26 protein-coding genes are annotated in these 23,949 nt (G+C 62.5%); 16 read left to right on the forward strand and 10 right to left on the reverse strand.

All coding sequences use genetic code 11. The features are described 5' to 3' along the window. Positions 1–396 precede the first annotated feature (396 nt). The 3 genes from typA (at position 397) to HNP00_RS05340 (ending at position 4,001) form a co-directional block, all read left to right on the forward strand. Positions 397–2,325, forward strand: coding sequence for a translational GTPase TypA (gene typA / locus HNP00_RS05330; protein ID WP_184736775.1), 1,929 nt, complete (start codon positions 397–399; stop codon positions 2,323–2,325). A gap of 43 nt (positions 2,326–2,368) precedes the next feature. Continuing rightward, positions 2,369–2,749 (forward strand): hypothetical protein, encoded by a 381-nt coding sequence (locus HNP00_RS05335; RefSeq protein WP_184736777.1) that lies wholly within the window; start codon positions 2,369–2,371, stop codon positions 2,747–2,749. Positions 2,750–3,191: 442 nt separating this feature from the next. Beyond that, positions 3,192–4,001: a type IV toxin-antitoxin system AbiEi family antitoxin domain-containing protein gene (locus HNP00_RS05340; protein WP_184736779.1), complete on the forward strand. Its 810-nt coding sequence runs from the start codon at positions 3,192–3,194 to the stop codon at positions 3,999–4,001. Positions 4,002–4,240: 239 nt separating this feature from the next. Here HNP00_RS05340 and HNP00_RS05345 read toward each other — a convergent pair whose 3' ends face one another. Then, positions 4,241–4,483, reverse strand: coding sequence for a hypothetical protein (locus tag HNP00_RS05345; protein WP_311770504.1), 243 nt, complete (start codon positions 4,481–4,483; stop codon positions 4,241–4,243). A 136-nt stretch (positions 4,484–4,619) separates the two neighbouring features. On the opposite strand from HNP00_RS05345, the gene fdxA reads away from it, so the two are divergent. The 3 genes from fdxA (at position 4,620) to HNP00_RS05360 (ending at position 7,624) form a co-directional block, all read left to right on the forward strand. After that, a complete protein-coding gene (gene fdxA, locus HNP00_RS05350) occupies positions 4,620–4,946 on the forward strand; it encodes a ferredoxin (RefSeq protein ID WP_018776555.1) in 327 nt (108 codons plus the stop codon). Between the two features lie 15 nt (positions 4,947–4,961). Beyond that, positions 4,962–6,110, forward strand: coding sequence for a succinyldiaminopimelate transaminase (gene dapC / locus HNP00_RS05355; RefSeq protein WP_184737405.1), 1,149 nt, complete (start codon positions 4,962–4,964; stop codon positions 6,108–6,110). 230 nt (positions 6,111–6,340) lie between these two features. Next, the gene (locus tag HNP00_RS05360) at positions 6,341–7,624 is read left to right on the forward strand and encodes a citrate synthase (RefSeq protein WP_184736786.1); all 1,284 of its coding nucleotides are present in this window, start codon (positions 6,341–6,343) and stop codon (positions 7,622–7,624) included. A 160-nt stretch (positions 7,625–7,784) separates the two neighbouring features. On the opposite strand, the gene galE is transcribed toward HNP00_RS05360, so the two are convergent. After that, positions 7,785–8,798: a UDP-glucose 4-epimerase GalE gene (gene galE / locus HNP00_RS05365; RefSeq protein WP_184736789.1), complete on the reverse strand. Its 1,014-nt coding sequence runs from the start codon at positions 8,796–8,798 to the stop codon at positions 7,785–7,787. 114 nt (positions 8,799–8,912) lie between these two features. Between galE and HNP00_RS05370 the strand changes: the two genes are divergently transcribed. Continuing rightward, complete coding sequence (locus HNP00_RS05370) at positions 8,913–9,539, forward strand: TetR/AcrR family transcriptional regulator (protein WP_184736791.1); 627 nt, start codon at positions 8,913–8,915, stop codon at positions 9,537–9,539. 64 nt (positions 9,540–9,603) lie between these two features. Continuing rightward, positions 9,604–10,215, forward strand: a complete 612-nt coding sequence (locus tag HNP00_RS05375; RefSeq protein WP_184736793.1) for a hypothetical protein — start codon at positions 9,604–9,606, stop codon at positions 10,213–10,215. Positions 10,216–10,282: 67 nt separating this feature from the next. On the opposite strand, the gene HNP00_RS05380 is transcribed toward HNP00_RS05375, so the two are convergent. Both HNP00_RS05380 and dapD read right to left on the reverse strand, forming a co-directional pair. Further along, complete coding sequence (locus HNP00_RS05380) at positions 10,283–11,122, reverse strand: hypothetical protein (RefSeq protein WP_184736795.1); 840 nt, start codon at positions 11,120–11,122, stop codon at positions 10,283–10,285. A gap of 11 nt (positions 11,123–11,133) precedes the next feature. Continuing rightward, the gene (dapD, locus tag HNP00_RS05385; RefSeq protein WP_184736797.1) at positions 11,134–12,159 is read right to left on the reverse strand and encodes a 2,3,4,5-tetrahydropyridine-2,6-dicarboxylate N-succinyltransferase; all 1,026 of its coding nucleotides are present in this window, start codon (positions 12,157–12,159) and stop codon (positions 11,134–11,136) included. An 86-nt stretch (positions 12,160–12,245) separates the two neighbouring features. Here dapD and dapE point away from each other — a divergent pair, with 86 nt between their 5' ends. Beyond that, a complete protein-coding gene (gene dapE / locus HNP00_RS05390) occupies positions 12,246–13,370 on the forward strand; it encodes a succinyl-diaminopimelate desuccinylase (protein WP_184736799.1) in 1,125 nt (374 codons plus the stop codon). Between the two features lie 107 nt (positions 13,371–13,477). Here dapE and HNP00_RS05395 read toward each other — a convergent pair whose 3' ends face one another. The 4 genes from HNP00_RS05395 to HNP00_RS05410 all read right to left on the reverse strand — a co-directional run bounded on the left by HNP00_RS05395 (position 13,478) and on the right by HNP00_RS05410 (position 16,756). Continuing rightward, positions 13,478–14,332, reverse strand: a complete 855-nt coding sequence (locus HNP00_RS05395) for an amino acid ABC transporter permease (RefSeq protein ID WP_184736801.1) — start codon at positions 14,330–14,332, stop codon at positions 13,478–13,480. Beyond that, entirely contained in the window at positions 14,329–14,976 is a 648-nt protein-coding gene (locus tag HNP00_RS05400) for an amino acid ABC transporter permease (RefSeq protein WP_184736803.1), read from the reverse strand. The genes HNP00_RS05395 and HNP00_RS05400 overlap by 4 nt, the downstream gene beginning before the upstream one ends. A gap of 74 nt (positions 14,977–15,050) precedes the next feature. Further along, the gene (locus HNP00_RS05405; RefSeq protein WP_184736805.1) at positions 15,051–15,950 is read right to left on the reverse strand and encodes a glutamate ABC transporter substrate-binding protein; all 900 of its coding nucleotides are present in this window, start codon (positions 15,948–15,950) and stop codon (positions 15,051–15,053) included. A gap of 50 nt (positions 15,951–16,000) precedes the next feature. After that, positions 16,001–16,756, reverse strand: coding sequence for an amino acid ABC transporter ATP-binding protein (locus tag HNP00_RS05410; protein WP_184736807.1), 756 nt, complete (start codon positions 16,754–16,756; stop codon positions 16,001–16,003). A 185-nt stretch (positions 16,757–16,941) separates the two neighbouring features. Here HNP00_RS05410 and HNP00_RS05415 point away from each other — a divergent pair, with 185 nt between their 5' ends. The 4 genes from HNP00_RS05415 to HNP00_RS05430 all read left to right on the forward strand — a co-directional run bounded on the left by HNP00_RS05415 (position 16,942) and on the right by HNP00_RS05430 (position 19,853). After that, positions 16,942–17,793, forward strand: a complete 852-nt coding sequence (locus tag HNP00_RS05415) for a TIGR00730 family Rossman fold protein (protein ID WP_184736809.1) — start codon at positions 16,942–16,944, stop codon at positions 17,791–17,793. 36 nt (positions 17,794–17,829) lie between these two features. Next, a complete protein-coding gene (locus tag HNP00_RS05420; RefSeq protein ID WP_184736811.1) occupies positions 17,830–18,165 on the forward strand; it encodes a DivIVA domain-containing protein in 336 nt (111 codons plus the stop codon). Further along, the gene (locus HNP00_RS05425; protein WP_395893785.1) at positions 18,162–19,454 is read left to right on the forward strand and encodes a hypothetical protein; all 1,293 of its coding nucleotides are present in this window, start codon (positions 18,162–18,164) and stop codon (positions 19,452–19,454) included. Before HNP00_RS05420 ends, HNP00_RS05425 begins: the two co-directional genes overlap by 4 nt. A gap of 231 nt (positions 19,455–19,685) precedes the next feature. Continuing rightward, positions 19,686–19,853: a DUF3117 domain-containing protein gene (locus tag HNP00_RS05430; RefSeq protein ID WP_009357720.1), complete on the forward strand. Its 168-nt coding sequence runs from the start codon at positions 19,686–19,688 to the stop codon at positions 19,851–19,853. A gap of 71 nt (positions 19,854–19,924) precedes the next feature. On the opposite strand, the gene HNP00_RS05435 is transcribed toward HNP00_RS05430, so the two are convergent. Next, entirely contained in the window at positions 19,925–20,557 is a 633-nt protein-coding gene (locus HNP00_RS05435) for an O-methyltransferase (RefSeq protein ID WP_184736813.1), read from the reverse strand. Between the two features lie 283 nt (positions 20,558–20,840). Between HNP00_RS05435 and sigE the strand changes: the two genes are divergently transcribed. The 3 genes from sigE to HNP00_RS05450 are packed head-to-tail and all read left to right on the forward strand — an operon-like array spanning position 20,841 to position 22,812. After that, positions 20,841–21,485, forward strand: coding sequence for an RNA polymerase sigma factor SigE (gene sigE, locus HNP00_RS05440; RefSeq protein ID WP_184736814.1), 645 nt, complete (start codon positions 20,841–20,843; stop codon positions 21,483–21,485). Between the two features lie 33 nt (positions 21,486–21,518). Then, complete coding sequence (locus tag HNP00_RS05445) at positions 21,519–22,397, forward strand: hypothetical protein (RefSeq protein ID WP_260404796.1); 879 nt, start codon at positions 21,519–21,521, stop codon at positions 22,395–22,397. Between the two features lie 31 nt (positions 22,398–22,428). Continuing rightward, complete coding sequence (locus tag HNP00_RS05450) at positions 22,429–22,812, forward strand: twin-arginine translocase TatA/TatE family subunit (RefSeq protein WP_184736818.1); 384 nt, start codon at positions 22,429–22,431, stop codon at positions 22,810–22,812. A gap of 2 nt (positions 22,813–22,814) precedes the next feature. Here the strand turns inward: HNP00_RS05450 and HNP00_RS05455 are convergent, their stop codons facing one another. Continuing rightward, on the reverse strand, positions 22,815–23,942 hold the full coding sequence (locus HNP00_RS05455) for an Mrp/NBP35 family ATP-binding protein (protein WP_184736820.1): 1,128 nt from the start codon (positions 23,940–23,942) through the stop codon (positions 22,815–22,817). Between the last annotated feature and the right edge of the window lie 7 nt (positions 23,943–23,949).

Here is a 23,949-nt window from a genome sequence, read left to right on the forward strand (position 1 = left end):
GGGCAGCACCGACAACGTCTTCGACGCCCCGCAGCAGGACTACACCAAGGCACTGCTCAACGCGATTCCCGGAGCGAGCCTGATGCTGCCGCCCGTGGTGGCCTGAATCGGCTTAGCAGCGTTCAAGGCGATCAAGAGAGCCGGTGCCGCTTCCCTGGGGGAAGGGGCACCGGCTCTTTGGCTGTTTCCGAGCGTTCCCGGGCGCCGCGGGTTCCCCGCGGACTGTGATGAAGGGCACAATTCGGCGGCGTTGGGGGTGATTTTTAGGCCAATAAATACCACAGCGTTTAGACTCTAGAAAGGTGCCCTGTGTCAAAGGGTCTAATCCGTCGTGCGTTCCAGTTGGAAATGTCGCGATACAACAGCTGACTTCACCACTGAATCGAGCCATTACGCATGTCTGAAACCACCACCAACACCGCCGCGGCCACTGCATCGCGCAGTGATCTGCGCAACGTCGCGATTGTGGCCCACGTTGACCACGGCAAGACCACCCTGGTCGACGCCATGCTCAAGCAGACCAACTCCTTCGCCGAGCACAACCACCTGGAAGACCGCGTCATGGACTCCGGTGACCTGGAGCGCGAAAAGGGCATCACGATCCTCGCCAAGAACACCACGGTTGCCTACAACGGCCCGTCCTCCCATGGCGAGACCATCACCATCAACGTGATCGACACCCCTGGCCACGCCGACTTCGGTGGCGAGGTGGAGCGCGGCCTGTCCATGGTTGACGGCGTTGTCCTCCTGGTTGACGCTTCCGAGGGTCCGCTGCCGCAGACCCGCTTCGTGCTCCGCAAGGCCCTCGCCGCGCACCTTCCCGTCATCCTGCTGGTCAACAAGACCGACCGCCCCGACGCCCGCATCGAAGAAGTTGTCCACGAGTCCATGGACCTTCTCCTGGGCCTGGCTTCGGACCTCGCGGACGAAGTTCCGGACCTGGACCTGGACAAGATCCTTGAAGTTCCCGTGGTCTATGCTGCAGCCAAGGTTGGCCGCGCCTCCCTGGAGCAGCCTGCTGATGGCTCGGCACCGGAGAACGAAGATCTCGAACCCCTGTTCAAGACGATCATCGAGCACATCCCCGCCCCGACCTACAACCCGAACGGTGTCCTGCAGGCGCACGTCACCAACCTGGACGCTTCCCCGTTCCTCGGCCGCCTCGCACTCCTGCGCATCTACAACGGCACCCTCCGCAAGGGCCAGACCGTGGCCTGGGCCCGCGCCAACGGCGAACTGAAGAACGTCAAGATCACCGAGCTCCTGGCCACCAAGGCCTTGGAACGCGTTCCGGCAGAGTCCGCCGGCCCCGGTGAGATCGTGGCCGTTGCCGGTATCGAGGAAATCACCATCGGTGAGACCCTGACCGACGCGGAGAACCCGCAGCCGCTGCCGCTCATCACGGTGGATGACCCCGCGATCTCCATGACCATCGGTATCAACACCTCTCCGCTGGCCGGCAAGGTCAAGGGCGCCAAGGTCACGGCCCGCCAGGTGAAAGACCGCCTGGACAAGGAACTGATCGGTAACGTCTCCATCAAGGTTCTGCCCACCGAGCGTCCTGACGCTTGGGAAGTCCAAGGCCGTGGCGAGCTTGCGCTGGCCATCCTCGTGGAGCAGATGCGGCGCGAAGGCTTCGAACTGACGGTCGGCAAGCCGCAGGTTGTCACCCGGACCATCGACGGCAAGATTCACGAGCCGATGGAACACATGACCATCGACGTGCCTGAAGAGTACCTCGGTGCGGTCACGCAGCTCATGGCTGCCCGCAAGGGCCGCATGACCAACATGGCCAACCACGGTACGGGTTGGTGCCGTATGGAATTCATCGTTCCGGCACGTGGCCTCATCGGCTTCCGCACCAAGTTCCTCACGGACACCCGCGGCGCCGGCATCGCCTCCTCGATCTCCGAGGGCTACGAGCCGTGGGCCGGCCCCATCGAATACCGCACGAACGGTTCGATGGTCGCTGACCGCGCTGGCGTGGTCACCCCCTTCGCCATGATCAACCTGCAGGAACGCGGCTCCTTCTTTGTGAAGCCCACGTCCGAGGTCTACGAAGGCATGATCGTGGGCGAGAACTCCCGCGCCGACGACATGGACGTCAACATCACGAAGGAAAAGAAGCTCACCAACATGCGTGCCGCTTCCTCGGACACCTTCGAGAACCTGACGCCCCCGCGCGACCTGACCCTCGAAGAGTCCCTCGAATTCGCCCGCGAAGACGAGTGCGTCGAGGTCACTCCGGAATCCATTCGCATCCGCAAGGTGATCCTGGACGCCAACGAGCGCGCCAAGGCTACCCGCGCCCGCGCCAAGGTCTGATCCTGCGCTGATTGCGGACTGACGCATTGAACGGATTGACGCATTGAATAAGAGAGCCACCGGAGCAGCACGCGGCATTGCCGTAGCTGTTCCGGTGGCTCTTTTTGCTGCCGTGGCGGGCACCGGACTGCACCGGCAAGCGCTCCTTATCGCCGGCGTCGACGTCTACTGGGGTGCCGCAGCGGCACTGCTCCTACTCGCTTCGTTGCAGCTCTGGCTGGGCGCATGGTCGCGGTCCTTGCTCCCGACGGCGGTGGCCGGCATCGGCTGTTATGCGGCGGTTGGCCTGTTGTCGGCTGCCGGAACAGGCAAGCAGTTGATCGTTGCAGATGTTCCGGGAAATGTATGGGTTTATGGCAGTGCGGGCGTGACTTTTGTGATGCTGTTGTGGTGTCGGCGTTACGGGCGTCCCCCGCGCGGTTGACTAGTCCGCGCTTGCGTCTGCCCACCTGGCCTCCTGGGTCGAATGAATGCCTCCATCCGTTTCGTGATGTGGGGCGTCACGCCCATCGCGGCGCTTTCCTCAGGCCTGCTTGCTGAAAGGATTGGACCGGCCCCGACACTCTGGATCGGCTTGGCCGGGAGCATGGTTTTTGTCGCGCCGGTGTTGTTTTCGCCACGGCTGGGAATGCGTCGGCTTCCGGCTGAGGTTCAGGGCCACTGACCCCCCTTGGGACATGCCCAGCCTTGGCTCGCAGCGATGGACATAATGGCAATATGCGCATTCCCTGGTGCAAACGTGGCGCATGCTCAACGGGGATGAAGGCACATGTCCAACGTTTGATTCCAAGGTTGGACAGGAAGTTCTCCACATAGCCGACGTTGGAGCTTCCGCGCCGTGGTCTTCCGTCGGGACGATGGGGCACATGGTGAACATCAACGAAGTCTTTTCAGCGTATGACGGCGTGGCCCGGGCTAAGCATTTGGCTGCGGCCGGGGTCTCGCATTTCCAACTGAAATCCCCGTTGGCGAGCGGTCGGATTGTCCGCGTGGCACGTGGGGTGTACGCGGTGCCAGGCGCCAATCCTACTTTGCTCGCCATCCGGTCCCTTCCGTCCGAGCCGGCGTGCACTTCCGCGGCCGAACTGTCCGGCTTGTGGGTTCTGGATCACCCACAATTCCCTCACATCGCAGTCCCGCATAGCCGTAAGTATGAAGGTTTTGTCTGCCATCGATCTGCGGCTCCGCCTACCTTGATGGATTCGGTGGTCCAGGCCCTGCGATGCCTGCCAGATCTGGACGGTCTTGTCATTGCCGAATCTGCGGTGGTTCTTGGCAGACTTCAACTCACAGCCCTCAGGAAGAGGCTCAACGGGCGGAATGATGCACGGGAGCGGAGACTCGTCTCACGAATCGTTCCCCAGTCGCAGTCGATTATCGAATGCGTCGCCAGGTACCTGCTGCAACAAGCAGGCTTCCACGTTGAATCGCAGGTGAATATTCCAGGCATGGGGCATCGGGACCTGATGGTGGACGGAAGACTGGGCATTGAAACCGACGGTGCAGGCTTCCACATGGACAAGCCGAGCTTCGAGGAAGACCGTCGTCGCTGGAACGTCACTACAAGGTTGGGTGTCCCGACCTTGGTTGTGAGCTATTCAATGCTGAAGAGCCGGCCCCGGGAATTTGTGTCGATGGTTCGGGACACTCTGAGCGCTCTTGATCGCGCAGCGTGACTCCGCGGGTGCCACCTTTGTTTGCGTCAGAGGTTGGACATGCCTCGCGGCCGTCATCAGGCATGGACATGTCCCTCGTTCAGGCCAGGTTCACCGAGGGACATGCTCGTTGCGGAGCGCTAGGAATGAGCATGTTGGCACTATGTCCAGTGGTGCGAGCAGGGAGGGGGCATGTCCGGCGGGTGGGCGAGGCAGGGGGCATGTCCCTCGGGGTAACGGGTGCAGGCGGTGGAGTGGAACTACTGCGGGGCGGTCCTAGGGATGCGGTGTGGCGGCCGAGGGGGGACCTCCTTTGCCGCCACTACAAGGGCCAGCGGGATCTCGACGTCGGACTGGCGGGTGCGGATGGTGCACGCACCGTCGGTGACGGAGAGCAAGTAGCCGAGGGCATCGGTGAAGCCGTTGTCCAGCCGGTAACGGACAACTACCCGCGTTCCGGATACGGCATTGAGCAGGAAATCCTGAGGTCGGGGCAAATTCACCAGTTCATAGTAAGACGCCCGGCTAGGTTGGTGAGTTCCGGCTGGTGGATAATAGGCTCAGAATTCGATGTACCGGCCACAGGGCCGGTGGTACTACCCGGAAATGGTCCGGGACAACTGTGGAGAGGCAAGGGACGTGACCTACGTAATCGCGCAGCCGTGTGTGGACGTCAAGGACAAGGCATGTATTGAAGAATGCCCTGTTGACTGCATCTACGAAGGCGAACGTTCCCTCTATATCCACCCGGATGAGTGCGTGGACTGCGGAGCTTGCGAACCCGTGTGCCCGGTGGAAGCGATCTACTACGAGGACGATACCCCGGAAGAATGGGCTGACTACTACAAGGCCAACGTCGAATTCTTCGACGATCTCGGGTCACCTGGTGGAGCTGCCAAGATCGGCAACACCGGCAAGGACCACCCGTTCATTGCCGCGCTGCCTCCTCAGAACCAAGACCACTAAGAACGGTTGCTTCCTTTGATTTCTGCGGCCCCCGCCTTTGGCCTCAACCTGCCCGACTACCCTTGGGAAGCGATGGCGCCTTACGTCGCGAAGGCCGCAGAGCACCAGGGCGGCGTAGTCAATCTCTCCATCGGCACTCCGGTGGATCCCACTCCCGAACTGGTTCGCGAGGCCCTCGCCGGGGCGGCCGATGCCCATGGCTACCCGACCGTCCACGGCACGGAAGCTCTTCGTGAGGCTGTGTCCGGCTGGTTCGCCAGCCGACGTGGAGTCCCTGGGATCGATCCCCGGGACGTTATGCCCACGGTCGGCTCCAAGGAACTGGTGGCCTGGCTGCCGTTCCTGCTGGGACTGAGCGCAGGCGACGTCGTCGTCCGTCCCACGGTGGCCTACCCGACCTACGACATTGGTGCCATGCTCGCCGGGGCCACTGCTGTCGCCGCAGACAGCCTGGACGAACTGGACTCAGCCACCCGTGCCAGGGTCCGGCTCATCTGGATCAATTCCCCGGGCAACCCCACTGGCAGCGTTCGCGACGTCGAATCCCTCAGGCAGATCGTGGCCCAAGCCCGCGAGATCGGCGCAGTTGTGGCGTCGGACGAATGCTATGCCGAACTCGGTTGGGGCGAATGGGATGCCCAGCGCGGTGGCGAAGCCGTACCAAGCGTCCTTGATCCGCGTGTCACTGGCGGGTCCACGGACGGCCTGTTGTGTGTCTACTCCCTCAGCAAGCAGTCGAATCTTGCAGGCTACCGTGCGGCTTTCGTCGCCGGAGACTCCTCGATCGTGGCGAACCTGGTCAACAGCCGCAAGCATGCAGGCATGATTGTGCCTTACCCGGTTCAGGAAGCCATGCGCGTCGCGCTCGGCGACGCCGGCCACGTGCTGGCCCAGAAGGACCTGTACCGGGGCCGACGCGAACGCCTCGTGCCAGCACTGCAGAACTTCGGACTGGAGATCCACGAGTCCAAAGCGGGCCTGTATTTGTGGTGCACTTCCGGGGAGGCGACCTGGGACACGGTGCAGCGTTTCGCTGAGCTGGGCATCGTCGTCGGACCCGGGGTGTTCTATGGCGATGCCGGGAACGGCTTCATCCGCGTGGCGCTCACCGGCACCGACGAACGCATCGACGCTGCCGTGGAACGGTTGAACACTGCACGATAACAATCGTGTGACTTGCGGCACAGGGCGCGTCATTCCGCCAGTAACCGGAGCTTGTGGATTAGTTTGTCCCGCTTACTGGCGGTAGCTTTTAACTGACTATCAATGGTGGCTTTCTCCACGAAGGCAATCCGGCCGACGGTGTCTGTACCTGCAGACTCCCGCCCGGAGTCACCAGATGTTGGTTGGATCAAGCTTTCGACCGAGGCCAAGAGCCTCATGAAGGGGACTCCATGACTGAGACCACCAGCGCTACCCTGCGCCATGCCGGCGGCGAGCTCGAGCTCCCGCGGATTCAGGTTGTAGAAGGGAACGAAGGATACGACGTTTCCAAGCTGCTGAAGCAGACGGGCGCCGTCGCCTATGACCCCGGCTTCATGAACACTGCCGCCACGACGTCGGCAATCACCTACATCGACGGCGACGCCGGGATCCTGCGCTACCGCGGTTACCCGATCGAGCAGCTTGCCCAGCACTCCAGCTTCCTGGAAGTTTCCTACCTGCTGATCTACGGCAACTTGCCCACGCCCACTGAACTGGATGCCTTTGACCAGCGCATCCGCCACCACACGTTGCTTCACGAAGAGCTCAAGGGCTTCTTCGGCGGTTTCCCGCGTGACGCACACCCCATGCCGGTGCTTTCCTCGGCTGTCTCGGCGCTGTCCACGTTCTACCAGGACTCCTTGGACCCGTTCAACCCGGAGCATGTGGAAGTTTCCACTATCCGCCTCATGGCGAAGCTTCCCGTCATCGCGGCCTACGCCCACAAGAAGTCCATCGGCCAGCCCATGCTGTACCCGGACAACTCCATGAACCTCGTGGAGAACTTCCTGCGCTTGAGCTTCGGCCTGCCGGCAGAGCAGTACGAACTGGACCCCGTCGTCGTCAAAGCGCTGGACCTCCTGCTCATCCTGCACGCTGACCACGAGCAGAACTGCTCGACGTCGACCGTCCGCCTGGTGGGCTCCTCGAACGCAAACCTGTTTGCTTCCGTTTCCGCGGGCATCAACGCCCTCTTCGGCCCCGCCCACGGCGGCGCCAACGAGGCCGTGCTGAAGATGCTGCGCCAAATCCAGGCCGACGGCGTCAAGCCCGAGGACTACATGGAGAAGGTCAAGAACAAGGAGGACGGCGTCCGCCTCATGGGCTTCGGCCACCGGGTCTACAAGAACTACGATCCCCGCGCGAAGATCATCAAGGCGACTGCACACGAGATCCTCGGCAAGCTCGGCGGCAACGACGAACTCCTGGACATCGCGATGCGCCTCGAAGAGAAGGCCCTGGCCGACGATTACTTCATCCAGCGCAAGCTCTACCCGAACGTGGACTTCTACACTGGCCTGATCTATAAGGCCATGGGCTTCCCCGAGAAGATGTTCACCGTGCTGTTCGCGATTGGCCGCCTTCCCGGCTGGATCGCCCAGTGGCGCGAAATGATCAACGATCCCCAGACGAAGATCGGCCGTCCGCGGCAGCTCTACACGGGGGAACCGGAACGCGACTACCCGGCGGTCTAGTTCCCACCGGCATCCAGGCCTCGCGGAGGACAATACGACGGCGGCCACTCACCTTGCGCAAGGTGAGTGGCCGCCGTCGTACGTTCGGCAAACCCAGCGCGGGGTCACATACGGCCCGTCCCGAGGGACATCATGGGCGGTAAGTGACCCCGCGCTGCTCTTAAGAGTTGTAGCCGAACGGGTTGTTCTTCTGCCAGCGCCAGTGGTCTTCGCACATCTGGTCCACGGTCTTCGTGGTGGACCAACTGAGGTCCGCCAAGGCGGAGGAGGCGTCGGCCCAGAAAGCAGGCAGGTCTCCGGCGCGGCGTCCGGTGATCTCATAGGGCAAGGGGTGTCCCACGGCCTGTTCGAAGGCGTGGAGCATCTCGAGCACGGACGTGCCCTTCCCCGAGCCAAGGTTCCAGCGGTGCACACCCGGGCGGGCTGCAACGTAGTCGAGGGCGGCGACATGGCCTTCCGCGAGGTCGACGACGTGGATGTAGTCCCGCAGGCACGTGCCGTCCGGCGTGTCGTAGTCCCCGCCGAAGACCATGAGCTTTTCGCGGCGTCCGACGGCGACCTGGGCGATGTACGGAACCAGGTTGTTCGGGATGCCCTGCGGGTCCTCGCCGATCCTGCCTGAAGGGTGTGCGCCCACGGGGTTGAAGTAGCGAAGCAATGCGATGTGCCAGCGTTCGTCCGCGGCGCCTAGGTCCGTGAGGATGTCCTCGATCTGCTCTTTGGTGCGGCCGTAGGGGTTGTTGGCGCCGATCTCCATCTTCTCAACGTAGGGGATGGGGTTGTGCTCGCCATACACGGTTGCCGAGGAGCTGAAGACGATGGAGCGGACTCCATGCTTGTCCATGGCGCGGAGCAAGTTCAGGGTGCCCACGATGTTGTTGTAGTAATAGTTCAGGGGCTCCTGTACGGACTCGCCAACGGCTTTGAGGCCGGCGAAGTGGATCACTGCGTCAATGCTGTGCTGATCGAAGACAGACTCGAGCGCGGCCTCATCTACGAGATCCACCTGATGGAACGCTGCCGTCTTGCCCGCCAGTTCACCAACACGGCGCAGGGATTCTTCGCTCGAGTTCACGAGGTTGTCCACCACGACTACCTCGTGTCCGGTTTCCAACAGGGACAAGACAGTGTGCGATCCGATGTAGCCGGTGCCACCCGTGACAAGAATTCTCATGCGAGCAACGCTAGCCGAACTTGGTGCATGCCCGCTGAGTGTTGCGTAGGCCACAGTCCAGCATTCCAGTGCGCCGAAGGGGAAGGTTCAAGCACATTCGTGCTAAAAAGATCTGTGCCCAAGATTGTTGATGCCGAAGCCCGGCGCCAGGAAGTAGTTGAAGCTGTCTTCAGGATCATCGCCTCAGACGGCCTGGAGCGTGCTTCCTTGCGGGAGGTCGCCGATGAGGCAGGCCTAGCCGTTGGTTCGGTCCGCCATTACTTTGCCAGCAGTGATGAACTGCTGGTCCATTCCTTCGCCGTGGTCATCGAGAGGATCGCCGGACGGCTTGAGGACGCGTTCGCCGTCGTCGAATCCTTGCGCCAGGGCTCGCCCGAACATGATGCAGCCGTGTTAACCCTGTTGGGCCAATTCCTGCCACTGGACGAGGAACTGGCCGTGGATGCGTGCGTCTGGATGGCATTCCGCCATGCGGCCCGGATCAAGCCGGTACTCGAAGTAGAAGCCGCACGCAGCCACCGTGCCGTGGCCGCCGTCGTCGGTCGTTTGGTGATGCGCTTGATGCCCGACGACGGGACCGGCCACGCGCGCTTGGTGACCGAAGCCGAACGGCTCCTGGCCACGTTGGACGGACTCTGCATGCACGCGCTCCTGCAGCCCGAGTGGATGACGGCCGAGGTGTGCCGCGACGTCCTGACAACGCATCTGGAGACTCTTGTTGTGGTCCCGTCCAAACGTTAACGTCAAGGCTCAACGGGAATAGACTGGAACCCTGAGCGGGCACCTGCCAAGGGAGGCAATTCGGATGCATGACACAGGCGGTCAGGGGTGGCGGATCACCATGGACACCTCAGGACCGATGCTCATTGCCTTGTATCTGAGAGACGTTGCTGGACTGGACGGAGCCGGAACCCCAGCCCTGTCCCACGCCACACCCAAGGTCAGGCACGCCGACCACACGCACCTCACCGCCGAGGTAGGTGGCGTGAATGCCCTCAAGACGGAGTGGGAAGCCTGGTGGGAGCAGTTGCTGAGGGCGTATCCGGAAGCCGCGCCAGAGCTCTCGCCTCCTGGTTTCAATGCGTTCGGGAACTCACCTGCCCTCCGTCGGGTGCTGCAGGCCCATTTTGGTGCTGCCCTGACGTGGGCGCGCGAACGCGTTGAGGATTACGAAAAGCTCGAGGCGGAACGCGTAGCCAGCGGAGCCATGCTACTTCTCGGCGACATGGTGGAGGATCGCCTGCTGGAAGTCGGGCGGAGCTCCAGGGACTTCGAGCTGACGATCATCGAGCTACCGCTCAGCGAGCCAAGGGCCTGGTACTTGGAACCGGACAAGATGATCATGAGCCACCAGCTCTTGTCCGAGCCCGACGTTTTCCGAAGCTACGTTCAGCCTGTCGTGGAGCTTCTGGTCTGACGCCGCCTTCTGACGCCGCCCTTCTGACAACGGGCGCTGGGCCGCACTAACTCGTCGACGACGACGCCTACGTTTTCGGAGCGGAAACAGTGATGGTCACGGGTCCCGCGGCTGCGGAATCCTGCCAACCTTTGCGGTCCTGCCTGTTCCAGGTGGCTCCCGCGACATCCACCTGCGTTACAGAAAGGGCTTTGGCATTGGCCACCGCCCACTGAGCCACGGCCCATCCCTTCGGCCCGGTGACATTCAGCTGGACCGTGCGGCCCTGCGCCACGGCTGGAAGCGACCCGAACGCCGTCGTCATGGCATCCGCGACAGTGTTGGGGTCACCGGCCGTGTCCGCTGGACGGAGCGTGCAGTCCAGCGCCCTTTCGGAATGTCCGGTCAATGCTGACGCGTAGGCTCGTCCCATTGCCTCGTGCTGCGCGTAGGCCTGGGGGAATGCGGAATGTTGGACGGCCTGCGCTGCCTCGGTGATGGGCATGGTTTCGTAGCCGGGAATCTTCACCAAGTGGTCGTAGAAGGCGTTTGTGGCATACACGGGATCCGTGACCTGGGCCTCGGTGCCCCAACCCTGGGACGGACGTTGCTGGAAGAGGCCCTTCGAATCCGGGCCAACCTCGTCACCATGGCCGATGTTGCGCAGCTTGGATTCTTGCATGGCCGTGGCTAATCCGATCGTGGCCGCGCGCGGGGGGAGTCCCCGCTGCACGGAAATGCCAGCGATGAGGGCGGCATTCGCCGCTTGGTCAGTGGCCAACTCGTATGAATCTGAGCCGACGACGGCGATGCAGCGTTCCGTAACCAAGGTTTCGGAACGCTGCAGTACAGTCACCACGGCGTAGAAGGCGCCAGCCACCAAGGCAAGAGCCAGCAACAAGATGATGGTGCGTCGGAGACGGCGCATCCAGGTACCAGCTAGTTTGCGTGGAGGGCTTCGTTGAGTTCCACAGTCTGGCCCTTGCGGGGGAGCACCTCGACTTCACCGGTAGTGGAGTTGCGGCGGAACAGCAGGTTCGGCACGCCGGAGAGCTCAACAGCCTTGATGATGCTGCTGGTGTCCTCGCCGTTGGCGTCCTTCGGGCCGGGGATGCGCACGCGGGTTCCAGCCGTGACGTAGAGGCCTGCTTCAACCACGGAGTCATCGCCGATGCTGATGCCAACACCGGAGTTGGCGCCCAGGAGCACGCGCTCACCCAGGGCGATCTTCTCCTTGCCGCCACCGGAGAGGGTTCCCATGATGGACGCGCCACCACCAACATCGGTGCCGTCACCGGCAACAACGCCTGCCGAGATGCGGCCTTCCACCATGGACGTTCCGAGCGTGCCGGCGTTGAAGTTCACGAAACCCTCGTGCATCACCGTGGTGCCCTCGGCGAGGTACGCACCCAAACGCACGCGGTCGGCGTCGGCGATCCTGACGCCCGTGGGGATCACGTAGTCCACCATGCGGGGGAACTTGTCCACTCCGTAGACCGTGACGGCGCCGCGCTTGCGCAGGCGGGCACGGGTCAGTTCAAAGCCGTCCACGGCGGCGGGGCCGAAGTTCGTCCACACAACGTTGGGGAGCTTGCCGAAGATGCCGTCCAGATTGATGCTGTTGGGCTTGACCAATCGGTGCGAAAGCAAATGCAGGCGCAAGTAGGCGTCAACGGTGTCCGCGGGGGCCTCGTCGAGGTTGATCTGGGCGAAGACCACCTTCTGTTCGGTCCCGCGATCGGCGTCGTGGCTTTCGACTGCAAGTGCGGTCAGCGATTCGTCGGCGTGCTCCACGGCACGCAGGGATTCGGCCGCTACACCCAGGGCAGGTGCCGGAAACCATACGTCCAGCACTGTCGCTTCTCCGGCGTCGGAGGTGGCGATGGTGGCCAGGCCAAAGCCATAGGCGGAACGATGGTTTGCAGATGCGCTATCGAGGGCGGCAGAGGCAGCGGTTTCAGTCATGGCGCAAGTCTATCGAGAGGCGCTGGCTCCCTTGAAACCGCGTGTGGACCTCAGGGGTCGCAATTCGCTCGGGATACAGTGGACAAGTGACCGTTGAAACTACTCCGATTCTTCTTGACATCCGGCAAGACGTCGCGTTGCTGACCGCCGCGCTCATGGACATCAACAGCGTGTCCGGCAACGAAGCAGCGCTCGCAGACGCCGTCGAATCTGCCCTCCGCACGATCCCTGGCCTGCAGCTGGTCCGCGACGGCGACGCCATCATCGCCCGGACCGAACTGGGACGCCCGGAGCGGGTGATCTTGGCTGGACACCTCGATACCGTGCCGTTGCCCTCCGTGGAAGGCTCGCTCGGGACCGTGCCGTCTACGTGGGAGTCCGGCGTCCCGGGTACCGGAATCCTGTATGGACGCGGAGCCACCGACATGAAGGGCGGGGTTGCAGTGCAGCTTGCGCTCGCGGCAACCATGTTCGACGGCGGTGCCGAGCCCGGTAAGGACGTCACGTTCGTCTTCTACGACCACGAGGAAGTGGAAGCGGTCAAGAGCGGCCTCGGCCGATTGGTCCGGAACCACGGCCATCTATTGGAGGGTGACTTCGCGATCCTGCTCGAACCCACCGACGGCACAGTGGAAGGTGGTTGCAACGGCACCAGCCGCTTCGAAGCCACCACAGTGGGGGAGGCGGCCCACTCCGCCCGGGCATGGATGGGCAGCAACGCCATCCACGCTGCCGCGCCCATCCTGAGCCGTTTGGCAGCGTACGAACCGCGCACCGTCAACGTGGATGGCCTGGACTACCGGGAGAGCCTCAACGCCGTGAAGATCAACGGCGGTACCGCGGGCAATGTGATCCCGGACCGCTGCGTGGTGGAAATCAACTACCGCTTCGCGCCGGACAAGACCCCGGACCAGGCAGAAGCCCATGTCCGCGAACTGTTGGAGGGCTTCGACGTCGTCCGCACCGATGCCGCCGCTGGAGCGCGGCCCGGTCTCAACCACCCGGCCGCCGCGTCCTTCGTTGCCGCCGTCGGTGCTGAACCCAAGCCCAAATACGGTTGGACCGACGTCGCGCGCTTCAGTGAGCTGGGCGTCCCCGCCGTCAACTTCGGCCCGGGGGATCCTTTGCTGGCCCATAAGGACAATGAACACGTCGACGCCGACGCCATCCGTGAGTGCCTCCGCGCGCTGCGGTCGTGGCTGGCGGACTGAGATAGACGTGACGTCACTTTTGCTTGAGAACGTGGGTGTGGCCCGTGGGCTAGGTTCTGGAACCTAGCCCACGGGCCACACCCACGTTTACGGCGCTCTTGAGGCTATTAGCCCTCGACCGCCACAATTTCCGACTTCGTGACCTTCACCACTTTGATGTTGCGGCGCATCCGGCCTTCAAGCCACTTGGCGATTCCAGCCAGGATCAGGCACATGCCGACGTACAGTACGCCCGCGATGATCGCGGAGGGAATGATGGGTGAACCGTACTGGGCCTGGCTTCCGAAGTACTTGGCCTGGAAGAGGATCTCGTTGTAGGTCACGATGAAGCCCAACGCGGTGTCCTTGAGGATGACCACGAGCTGGGAAATGATCACTGGGAGCATCGAACGGACCGCCTGCGGGAGCAGGATGTTTGTCATGACCGCGCTCTTGGGCAAGCCGATGGCATATCCGGCCTCGCTCTGTCCGCGGGGGAGCGATTCGATGCCGGCACGGAAGACCTCCGCCAGCACTGATCCGTTGTACAGCACCAGTCCGGCAACGACCGCGGTGAAGGGTGTGATCCCTTGGACGCCCAGTGGAGGCAGCCCGTAGTAGAAGATCATCATGAGGATCAGCAACGGAATGGCACGGAAAAGCTCGGTGAACCCGTAGCAGGGCAGGCTGATCCACTTACGGTCGGAGAGCCGGCCGAAAGCCAGGAAGACCCCCAGTACCAGGCTGAGAACGGCTGCCGTGGCAAAAGCTGAAAGTGTGGCACCTACCGACTGGATGATGGTCTGCTGAACCAGCGGGAAGGTGAACAACTGCCACTTCTTCGCATCGAACTGGCCGCTTTGGGCGAAGCGGAGAACAACGAAACCTACGATAGCGATGATGACCAAAGCAGTCACAACACCGAAAACACGGTAGCGTGTGCGGGCTTTTGGCCCCGGGGCGTCAAAGAGGACCGAGCTCATCGGGCCACCTTCCATTTCTTTTCAAGCTTTCGCTGCACAAAGGAAAGGATGAAGACGAGTAGGACAAAGACCAGCGCGACCCAAAGGAGTCCGGCCATGGCGGGCTCGCCGCGCTCGGACAGGTTTGACCGAATGGCTCCTGCCTCGAAGACCGAGAAACCCGCAGCGACAGTGGTGTTCTTGAGTAATGCAATGAAAACGCTGAACATCGGCGGAATCACGGCGCGGAAAGCTTGGGGGAGGATCACCAGCGTCAGGGTTTGCGTGAACGGCAGGCCGATCGCGCGGGCGGCTTCGGCCTGGCCCACGGGCACGGTATTAATGCCGGAGCGTACGGCCTCCGCCACGTAAGTAGCGGTGTACAGGCTCAAGCCGATGGTTGCCGCGGTCATAAAGTCAATTTCCACGAGGCCGAGCTTCGGGTAGCCAAGAGCGAAGAAAAACAACACCAAAGTCAGAGGCGTGTTGCGCACCACGTTGATGTACAGCGTGGCGGCAGCCCGCATCGCCGGGATGGGGGAAACCCGCAGTGCTGCCACCACGGTGCCTAGGATCAGGGCAAAGAACCCGGAGATGAAGAAAAGTATGAGGGTATTCCGGAACCCTGTGATGAACAGGTCCGAGTTATTCAGCAGCGTATTCACAGAATGGTCGCTTTCAGCCGATATTTGAGGGGACATTAGAGGGGGCGGCCATCAGCCGCCCCCTCAACATGGGCTTAGTAGTTGTCCACTGCGGGCTGTGTGACCTTTGTGCCGGACTGCCCCAACGTGGAGTCGTAGATCTTCTGCCAGGTGGATCCGCCATCCGTGAACATCTTGTTTACGAACTTGCGAAGCACGGTGTCGCCCTTCTTCAAGCCCACACCGTACTTCTCAACGGTGAAGGGCTGGCCGACCACCTTGAGGTTGTCGGTGTCCTGGGACGCATAGCCGATCAGGATGGCCTGGTCGGTAGTGACGGCGTCAACCTGGCCACTCTTGAGGGCCTCGACACACTGTGAGTAGGTGTCGAACTCGGTGGTCTTGGTGCCGGGGAAGTTTGCCTTGATGTTTTGGATAGGGGTTGAACCCGTTGCCGAACAGACGTTCTTTCCGGAAAGGTCCTTCTCGCTGTTGATTGACGTGTTGCTCTTCTTGACGAGCAGGCCCTGGCCGGTCACGAAGTAGGGTCCTGCGAAGTCAATCAGCTGCTTGCGCTTGTCGGTGATCGAGTATGTCCCGACGTAGTAGTCGATGTCGCCGTTGGTAATGGCGGATTCGCGGTTGGCCGAAGGAATCGGCTTGTATTCGATCTTGTCCTTGGAGAAACCGAGCGATGCCGCGATCCATTGGGCAATCTGAATGTCAAAGCCGCTGTACTCACCGGTTGCGGCGTCCTTGAAGCCCAGGCCGGGCTGGTCCTGCTTGACGCCGATTCTCACTTTTCCGTTCGCTTTGATCGTGTCGAACGTGGGGCTGCCCGAAATGGACACGTTCTGAGCCACGGTGAAAGGCGCAGACTCGCTGCTCGGTGCTGTGGTGCTGCCTCCGCCGCCACCACATGCGCTCAGCGAAAGAGCGAGCGCCGCGCTTGCAGCGACTAGGAGAGATTTCCTCCGGGTGATGAATGCCTTCATGAGATTCCTTTCATTGGCGGCCGCACCTGCGGCCCCGGGTGCGGAGTGTTCTAGTGGGTCAAGAGTTTGGAGAGGAAATCCTTGGCACGGGTGCTCTGGGGATTGGTGAAGAATTCCTCTGGCGTGGCGTCTTCCACGATCTGGCCGTCGGCCATGAAGACCACGCGGTCGGCAGCCTTGCGGGCGAAGCCCATCTCGTGGGTGACCACGATCATGGTCATGCCTTCCTTGGCCAGCTGGACCATGACGTCCAGGACCTCGTTGATCATTTCCGGGTCAAGGGCGGACGTCGGCTCGTCGAACAGCATCACCTTGGGCTTCATGGCCAGCGCCCGGGCGATTGCCACGCGCTGCTGCTGCCCACCGGACAGTTGCGCCGGCATCTTGGGTGCTTGCTGCCCGACGCCGACCCGTTCCAACAACGCCATGGCGTCCTTGTCAGCGGTCGCCTTGGCCAGTTTCTTGACCTTGATGGGCCCCAGCGTGACGTTTTCGAGAATCGTCTTGTGGGCGAACAGGTTGAAGGACTGGAAGACCATCCCGACGTCGGCACGAAGGACCGCGAGTTCCTTGCCTTCTTCCGGAAGTTTCTTGCCGTCGATCGAGATCTCGCCGGTGTCGATGGTCTCCAGCCGGTTGATGGCTCGGCACAGCGTTGACTTGCCTGAGCCCGACGGCCCGATCACAACGACAACCTCACCCTTTTTGACCTGGAGGTTGATGTCTTTGAGGACGTGCAATTGACCATAGTGCTTGTTGACGCCGTTCAGGGAGACGAGCGCATCGCTGGAGGCTTGAATAGTCATACGACGAATCTAGCGAAGAAATGACGCAAGATGAGCCAGCTCACATTAACTTCCGCAGATCGTGATTCAACAGATACCTGACTCGCAGGTGGCGGACAGCAAATGATGCCAGCGCTTCAGCAACACCAAAAACAACAGGGCCACACCGGGGCAGCAGCGGCCCGCATCCGCGCTAGCCTATGTCAATGAGTACCAGCCAGCCCCAGGTTCCGAGTCCAGATGCCAATGGCAAGGCGACGAGCAACGGATCAGCGGCGCCAGCCGCCGCCGTTGCCGCAGATGCGCCAGCCAAGCACAAAGGCCCCCTGGAGCTTCGGCGCAAACAGGCCGCTATGCCAATGTCGGACCAACGACTCCTGGACACGCGGGGAGCCGACCACTTCATTCACACGGACCCGTGGCGCGTACTGCGCATCCAGAGTGAATTCGTTGAAGGCTTCGGTGCGCTCGCCGAGCTTGGTCCCGCCGTAAGCGTCTTTGGCTCCGCCCGTACCAAGCCGGGCACCGGCTATTACGATATGGGCGTGCAGGTTGGCCGTCACCTTGCCGAAGCAGGCGTCGCCGTCATCACTGGCGGAGGCCCGGGATCCATGGAAGCTGCCAACAGGGGTGCCGTGGAAGGCAACGGGGTTTCCGTCGGGCTGGGCATCGAACTGCCCTTTGAACAAGGCCTGAACCGCTGGGTGGACCTGGGTATCAACTTCAGGTACTTCTTCGCCCGCAAGACCATGTTCGTCAAGTACGCACAAGGGTTCATCGTCTTGCCGGGCGGTTTGGGAACGCTGGACGAACTGTTTGAAGCCATGGTTTTGGTGCAGACACGCAAAGTGACATCGTTCCCCATCGTGCTGCTGGGAGTCGACTTCTGGAGCCCCATGATCGAATGGATCAAAGGGACGTTGGTGGCCGAAGGCATGGTTTCCGCGAAGGACCTGGACCTCATCCAACTCGTGGACGATCCCGCGGACGCCGTCCACCGTGTCCTGCACGGCGTCCCGCGGCCGCCCTCGACCAACGGCGACCAGCGCCCGGAGTAGCCTGCCAGCAGTCAGCTCTCAGGTGAGTCTGGCACGATGGTTATTGTGAGCTTCTTTCTGGTCTTTATCGCGATCGCCCTGGTCGGTGCGGTGTTGTTCCTCGGCGCCGGAATGGCGAAATCCAGCCGCGACTCCGGCGCAGGGTTGGATGAACCCGTCCCGAACCTGCCGCCGGTTCTGTTACCGGCCGGAGCCAAGGCGTCCGACGTCGACCGCGTGCGTTTTGCGCTCGGATTGCGGGGCTACCGGATGGACCAGGTGGATGAGGTGCTCGATGAGCTGAGGGATCAGCTGACCATCCAGGAGAAGGAAATCGAACGGCTGAAAAGAGCCTTGGAAACAGCCGGGAATCCGGAAGAACCGAAGGCGTGACGCAGTCGCTCGAAGCGCGGCCGCCGCTGGGAAGACTGGGCCGCGTCGCAGCCCATGCTGCGAGCTGGCCGTGGTGGGTTCAAGTCACCCTCGTCTACATCGCCGCGAGGCTCGTGAGCGCTTGTATTTTCATGGCTGCGGCATTGCAGCAAGGCGTCAATCCGTGGTTCCCGCCCGCGCCCGACTACTGGAACTTCATCACTATCTGGGATGGGCGCTGGTACGCCGAAGCGGCGAACAACGGCTATCCGTCCGTTCTGCCCCTTAACGCGAGCGGGAATGTCGCTGAAAATTCGTGGGCGTTCTACGCCCTGTTTCCCTACCTCGGCAGGGCCCTCGGTGCCATCACGGGATTGGCGACCCTTCCGGCCTTGACGGCCATTGCCATGGTAGCCGGGCTTGTGGCGGCCATGGTCGTTTACAAACTATTCCGGGACTACGCCGGGCGCCGCACAGCGCTCTGGGGAGTGGTCTTCTTCTCGACATTTCCCGTCTCGCCCGTCCTGCAGGTACCTTACGCGGAATCCCTCAATCTCCTGCTGCTGGCGGGATCGCTTCTGCTTGTGGTGCGCCGAAAATACCTCGCAGCGATGCCCGTGGTACTGCTCATGTGCCTGTCGCGGCCCACCGGCCTGCCCTTCGCGGCCATGGCGGGCCTGCTCCTGCTGCAGCACCTCTGGCAAAGGTTTGGACGCCCCCCAAGGCAAGCCGCTGTGCCCACGGAACTGTCCGTTCCCGCCGTCGGGCCTGTTCCCCCAGCCCCGACGGTTCCCACGTTCCGGGAACTCGCATCGCTTGCGGCGCTTGTGGTGGTCAGTGCGGCAGGGGCTCTAGCTTGGCCGGCCATAGCCTGGGCTGCCACGGGGGATCCGCTGGCCTACACCAAAACCGAAACCGTGTGGCGCGGGGACGACCTCGTTCCGTTCAAACCGTGGTTCGATACCGGTCAAATGCTCTTCGGGCCAGTTCTCGGTATCTTGGCGCCGTTTGTGTTCGTCGCCGCCTTTGCCGCGCTGATGCTGAGCAAGCCGGTCCGGGCCCTGGGCACCGAGCTGAGGCTATGGTGCACGTGTTACATGGGTTATCTTCTGGTCTTCCTGCACCCTCAGACGAGTACGTTCCGGATGCTCCTGCCCTTGTTCCCACTGGCGCTCAGCGCGGCGTGGTTGTCCCGCTCGAGGGCTTACCGGGGCACGGTGGTGCTCATGTTCGTCCTGCTCCAGATCGTCTGGATTGTCTGGCTCTGGGCGTGGGCGCCGCTGCCGGGCGGCGGCGACTATCCACCGTGACTCCGCGCGACGTTTGGCCTGTTCAAGCGTGATCACGGCCCGACGGGAAAAATCCATCAATTAGCTACGGGCGGGTAATTACGAGATAATGGACACAAGCAAGGACAAAAAGCACCCTCGGGTGCTCGGCGACGACGACTGAACTGCCATGACTGTCGACGCCGTACATTCCACGCGGAGCCAGCCCGGCCGGGTTGGCGGGATTTGGGACAACTGGAGGGGATTTTCCTAATGGCGGCTATGAAACCACGTACTGGCGACGGCCCTATGGAAGTAACCAAAGAGGGCCGCAGCCTGATCATGCGTGTGCCGCTCGAAGGCGGAGGACGGCTAGTGGTCGAGCTCAACGCAGCAGAAGCGGCGAACCTCAAGGAATGCCTCGTAGGCGTTACCGAATAGATTCACTGGGCAGGGCCCGGCGGAAGTGCCGGCGCCCTGCTTTCATGTTTAAGGTTGATTCCTCGTGCAGGCTACTTCTTGACCGCAACCAGCAAGCCGTCACCTGTGGGAAGCATCGCGGAAGAGAGCCGTTCGTCGTCGCGGATGGCCTTGCCGATCTGGCGTAGCACCACGGTAGTGCTGTCCCTGGCGGCCGGGTTGGAAACCTTGTCCTTGTCCAGAGCGTCATTGATGACCAGCGTTCCGCCCGACTTCAGCAACCTGATGGCTTGCTCAACGTAGCCGGGGAAGTTCGGTTTGTCAGCATCGATGAACACGAGGTCGTACGCGGAATCTGTAAGGCGTGGCAAGACGTCGGCTGCACGGCCGGAGATGGTCCGGGTGCGGTTCGCGGGGCTGCCGGATTCCAAGAAGGCCTCCCGGGCGGCCTTGAGGTGTTCGACGTCGACATCAATGGTGGTCAGGACAGCCTGCGGGCTGAGGCCGCGCAGAAGGCACACCCCGGAGACTCCTGCCCCGGAACCGACCTCCACAACGGTCTGGGCCTTCGATGCCGCAGCCAGGACCGTCAGCACGGCGCCGACCCCGGGGCTGACAGGGCTGACGCCCAGCTCGAAGGAGCGTTCACGGGCGCGAAGCAACACGTCGTCCTCGGCAGGCAGATCTTCTGCATAGGACCAGCTGGTTGACTTGTCGGCACTCATGGGGGTTCGCTTTCCAGGCAGAGGGGTATTGCTTCCAGACTACTGTCTACGGGCCGCCCAGCCCGGACGCCCGCGGCCCGAAATTCTGTGTCTTCCCGGTGGCTTGCGGGTGTCCTTCGGATAGTGTTCGCTCTGCGGGAAAAGCGCGCCTGCGATCAGCAAACTTTCAGATAACACTGGGATGATGTATATCCGACCATCCAAGTGACGGTCGGCACCGAACTCCTGAGTGACCGGCAGGGTGTGACCGGCAGGATGACAAACAGTTTGAGGGGAGTGGACGATGCGGGCATCAAGTGCTGCGCCAGTCCAGACAACGGCAGCAGTCCTGAGTTCCACCGACACGGCTCCGCCCGCGGAAGAATGGGTCAGGCCCAGTTGGGAAGAAGTGGTGGAAAACCACTCTGCCAAGGTCTTCCGCCTTGCCTATCGGCTAACGGGAAACAAGTTCGACGCCGAGGACCTCACCCAGGAAGTCTTCGTCCGAGTTTTCCGTTCGCTCGAAAACTTTAAGCCAGGCACCCTCGACGGCTGGTTGCACCGCATCACCACCAACCTCTTCCTCGACCAGGCCCGCCGGAAGAGCCGCATCCGCTTCGATGCCTTGGCCGAGGACGCCGAATCCCGGCTGCCCGGGCGTGAACCCGGACCTGAGCAGAGCTTCGAGCTGAACAACCTAGACCTCGACGTCCAGCGCGCCTTGGAAGAACTCCCGCCGGACTTTCGTGCCGCCGTCGTCCTTTGCGATCTTGAAGGCCTGTCCTACGACGAAGTCGCCGAAGCCCTGGGCGTGAAGCTCGGGACCGTCAGGTCCCGCATCCACCGAGGCCGGACCATGCTCCGCGAAAAGCTTGCCCACCGTGATCCGCGTCCGGTTCAAGCACGCAAGCCACGGCTTAAGATCCCGCGCATCGCCGGCCTCCTTTAGTCGCCGATGGGTTTACTGAACGGAAGGCGTGGCTTGAATCGGGGAAACATCCGGCACAGCCGCGCCCCCGGCCACTTGCAGGAATGCTCTGAATGCCAAGCCGCAGTGCTCCGGGAACGGCAGTATCTGGAACGGCTTCGCCGTGCCGCCGTCCCCGAAGCCAGCCAGGATTTCACCAACCGGTTGATCGAACACACCCAACGCTTGGCACAATCCGAGTCCCCCGACCGCCCGGTGCCCCAGCGAAGCGTGCGGCGCGGCATCCGGCTGGTCAGCGTCACGGCGAGCGGGCTCGCTGTCAGTGCCGGAATCCTTGCGGTGACGGCCTACGCGCTTGGCGGCGAAGTCGCGCCACCGGCGTCGAACCGCGGAGAGCAGGAAGTCCGGACCTTGGTCGGTTCGAGCGTGGCAGGGAACGCGGACCAGCAGCTCCCCGTGACGGGTTCGCAGCTGAGCCTGCCGGTCACCGTGGCGGGAACTGTCGGCCTGAGTGAGCAGCAGCTGTCGGAACTTCGGAAAGACGGCTGGGCGTGCCCCGAGATGGCAAGTATGGGTTACCACGTGGTTTCCGCCCGGGCCATGATGCAGGACGGGCACCCGGCAGTGGAGCTGCACCTTAGCAACGGTGACCATCACGCGACCCTGGTGGAGGAGCACCTCGAGGGTAGCGGCACGTCCGGGACCCAGCTTTCCATCACCCGGGGAGCTCCGTGGCAGGCAGTCTACGCCTCGCCGGTGGCCGTGCTGCGCTATTCCTCCGATGTGCCTGCCGATCAAGCTGCCGGAGCCATTCCTGAACTCGTGAAGGCGGGCGATTCACTGGCTGCCGTGCCCGCCGCCAGCACCGCAGGCACATGGAATGAACGGCTGCAGCGGGGACTCCGTGCCCTGGCCGGCCTGGCAGGTTTCTGAGCGGGCTAACGGACAAGGTAATCTTCGATACGTGTTTGGAATCAATGGCCCGGAGTTTCTGATCCTGCTGATCATCGGCGTAATCGTGATCGGTCCCAGCCGTTTGCCCGAATACACCCGGAAGTTGGCGAATCTGGTCAAGGAACTGCGGCGTATGGCCTCCGGTGCCCGTGAGCAGATCAAAGAAGAAGTCGGCATCGACATCGATGAAGTCGACTGGAAGAAATATGACCCGCGTCAGTACGATCCGCGCCGGATCATCAAGGAAGCACTGCTCGACGACGACCCCAAGCCCGTCAGCGCCGGTGCACCTGTCGCTGCAGTCGCCGAGGACGCCGCGCCGAAGGCTCCTGAGAGGGTTGTAGAACGGCTTTCCGTCGGGGAGGAGGCACCCTTCGACTCGGAGGCTACCTAAAGCTATTTTGGTTGGATCCCAAGGGACATTCCCGCCAGGCCGCGGGGCTTGGCGTTGAGTTTGCCCGCGATGCTTTGAAGAGCCTGTGCTGCGGCCGTCTCCGGAGCCGTCAACACCACTGGGCGCCCCGCGTCGCCGCCTTCGCGCAAGCGGATATCCAAGGGGATCTGTCCCAGCAGCGGTACATCGGTTCCGACGGCGGCACTCAGCCGCTCAGCCAGGACCAGCCCGCCGCCGCTCCCGAACAATTCCATCCGGCCGCCGTCGGGCATCTCCAAGAAGGACATGTTCTCCACGACCCCTGCAAGCTTTTGGCCGGTCTGCGTTGCGATGGTCCCTGCCCTCTCGGCAACATCGGCTGCGGCGGCCTGTGGGGTGGTCACCACGAGGATCTCGGCGTTGGGAAGCAACTGCGCCACTGAGATGGCGATGTCTCCAGTGCCGGGGGGCAGATCCAGGAACAGGGCATCGAGGTCGCCGAAATAGACGTCAGTGAGGAATTGCTCCAAGGCCCGGTGCAACATGGGACCACGCCAGGCCACTGCTTTGTTACCGGAAACAAACATGCCAATGGAGATCACCTTCACGCCGTAGGCAACCGGCGGGAGGATCATGTCGTCCACGCGTGTGGGCTGCTGCGTGATGCCCATGAGGGCCGGGACGGAGAAACCGTGGACATCGGCGTCGACGATCCCCACGCGAAGCCCCTGGGCTGCAAGGGCGCACGCAAGGTTGACGGTCACCGAGGACTTTCCCACGCCGCCTTTGCCGCTGGCCACCGCAAATACCTTCGTCAGCGAGCCCGGTTCGTTGAAGGGAATTCCGCGTTGCCCGCCAGCGCCACGCAGCCGTTCCTTGAGGGCATCGCGTTGTTCCTGCGTCATGACCTTGAGCTCGACATCGACGCCGGTTACTCCCGGAACCCGAGTGAGGGCGGCGGTGGCGTCGGCCGTGATGGTGTCACGCAGGGGACACCCGGCGATGGTCAGCAACACAGCAACCCGGACCGTTCCGTCCGCACTGGTTTCTACCGAATCCAGCATTCCCAACTCAGTGATGGGACGGCGGAGTTCGGGATCGATGACGGTTGCCAAGGCAGCGTTGAGGGCCTCGACGGATGGTGTGCTCATGGGGTGG

This window comes from Arthrobacter sp. AZCC_0090 (genome assembly GCF_014207375.1).
Lineage (GTDB): Bacteria > Actinomycetota > Actinomycetes > Actinomycetales > Micrococcaceae > Arthrobacter.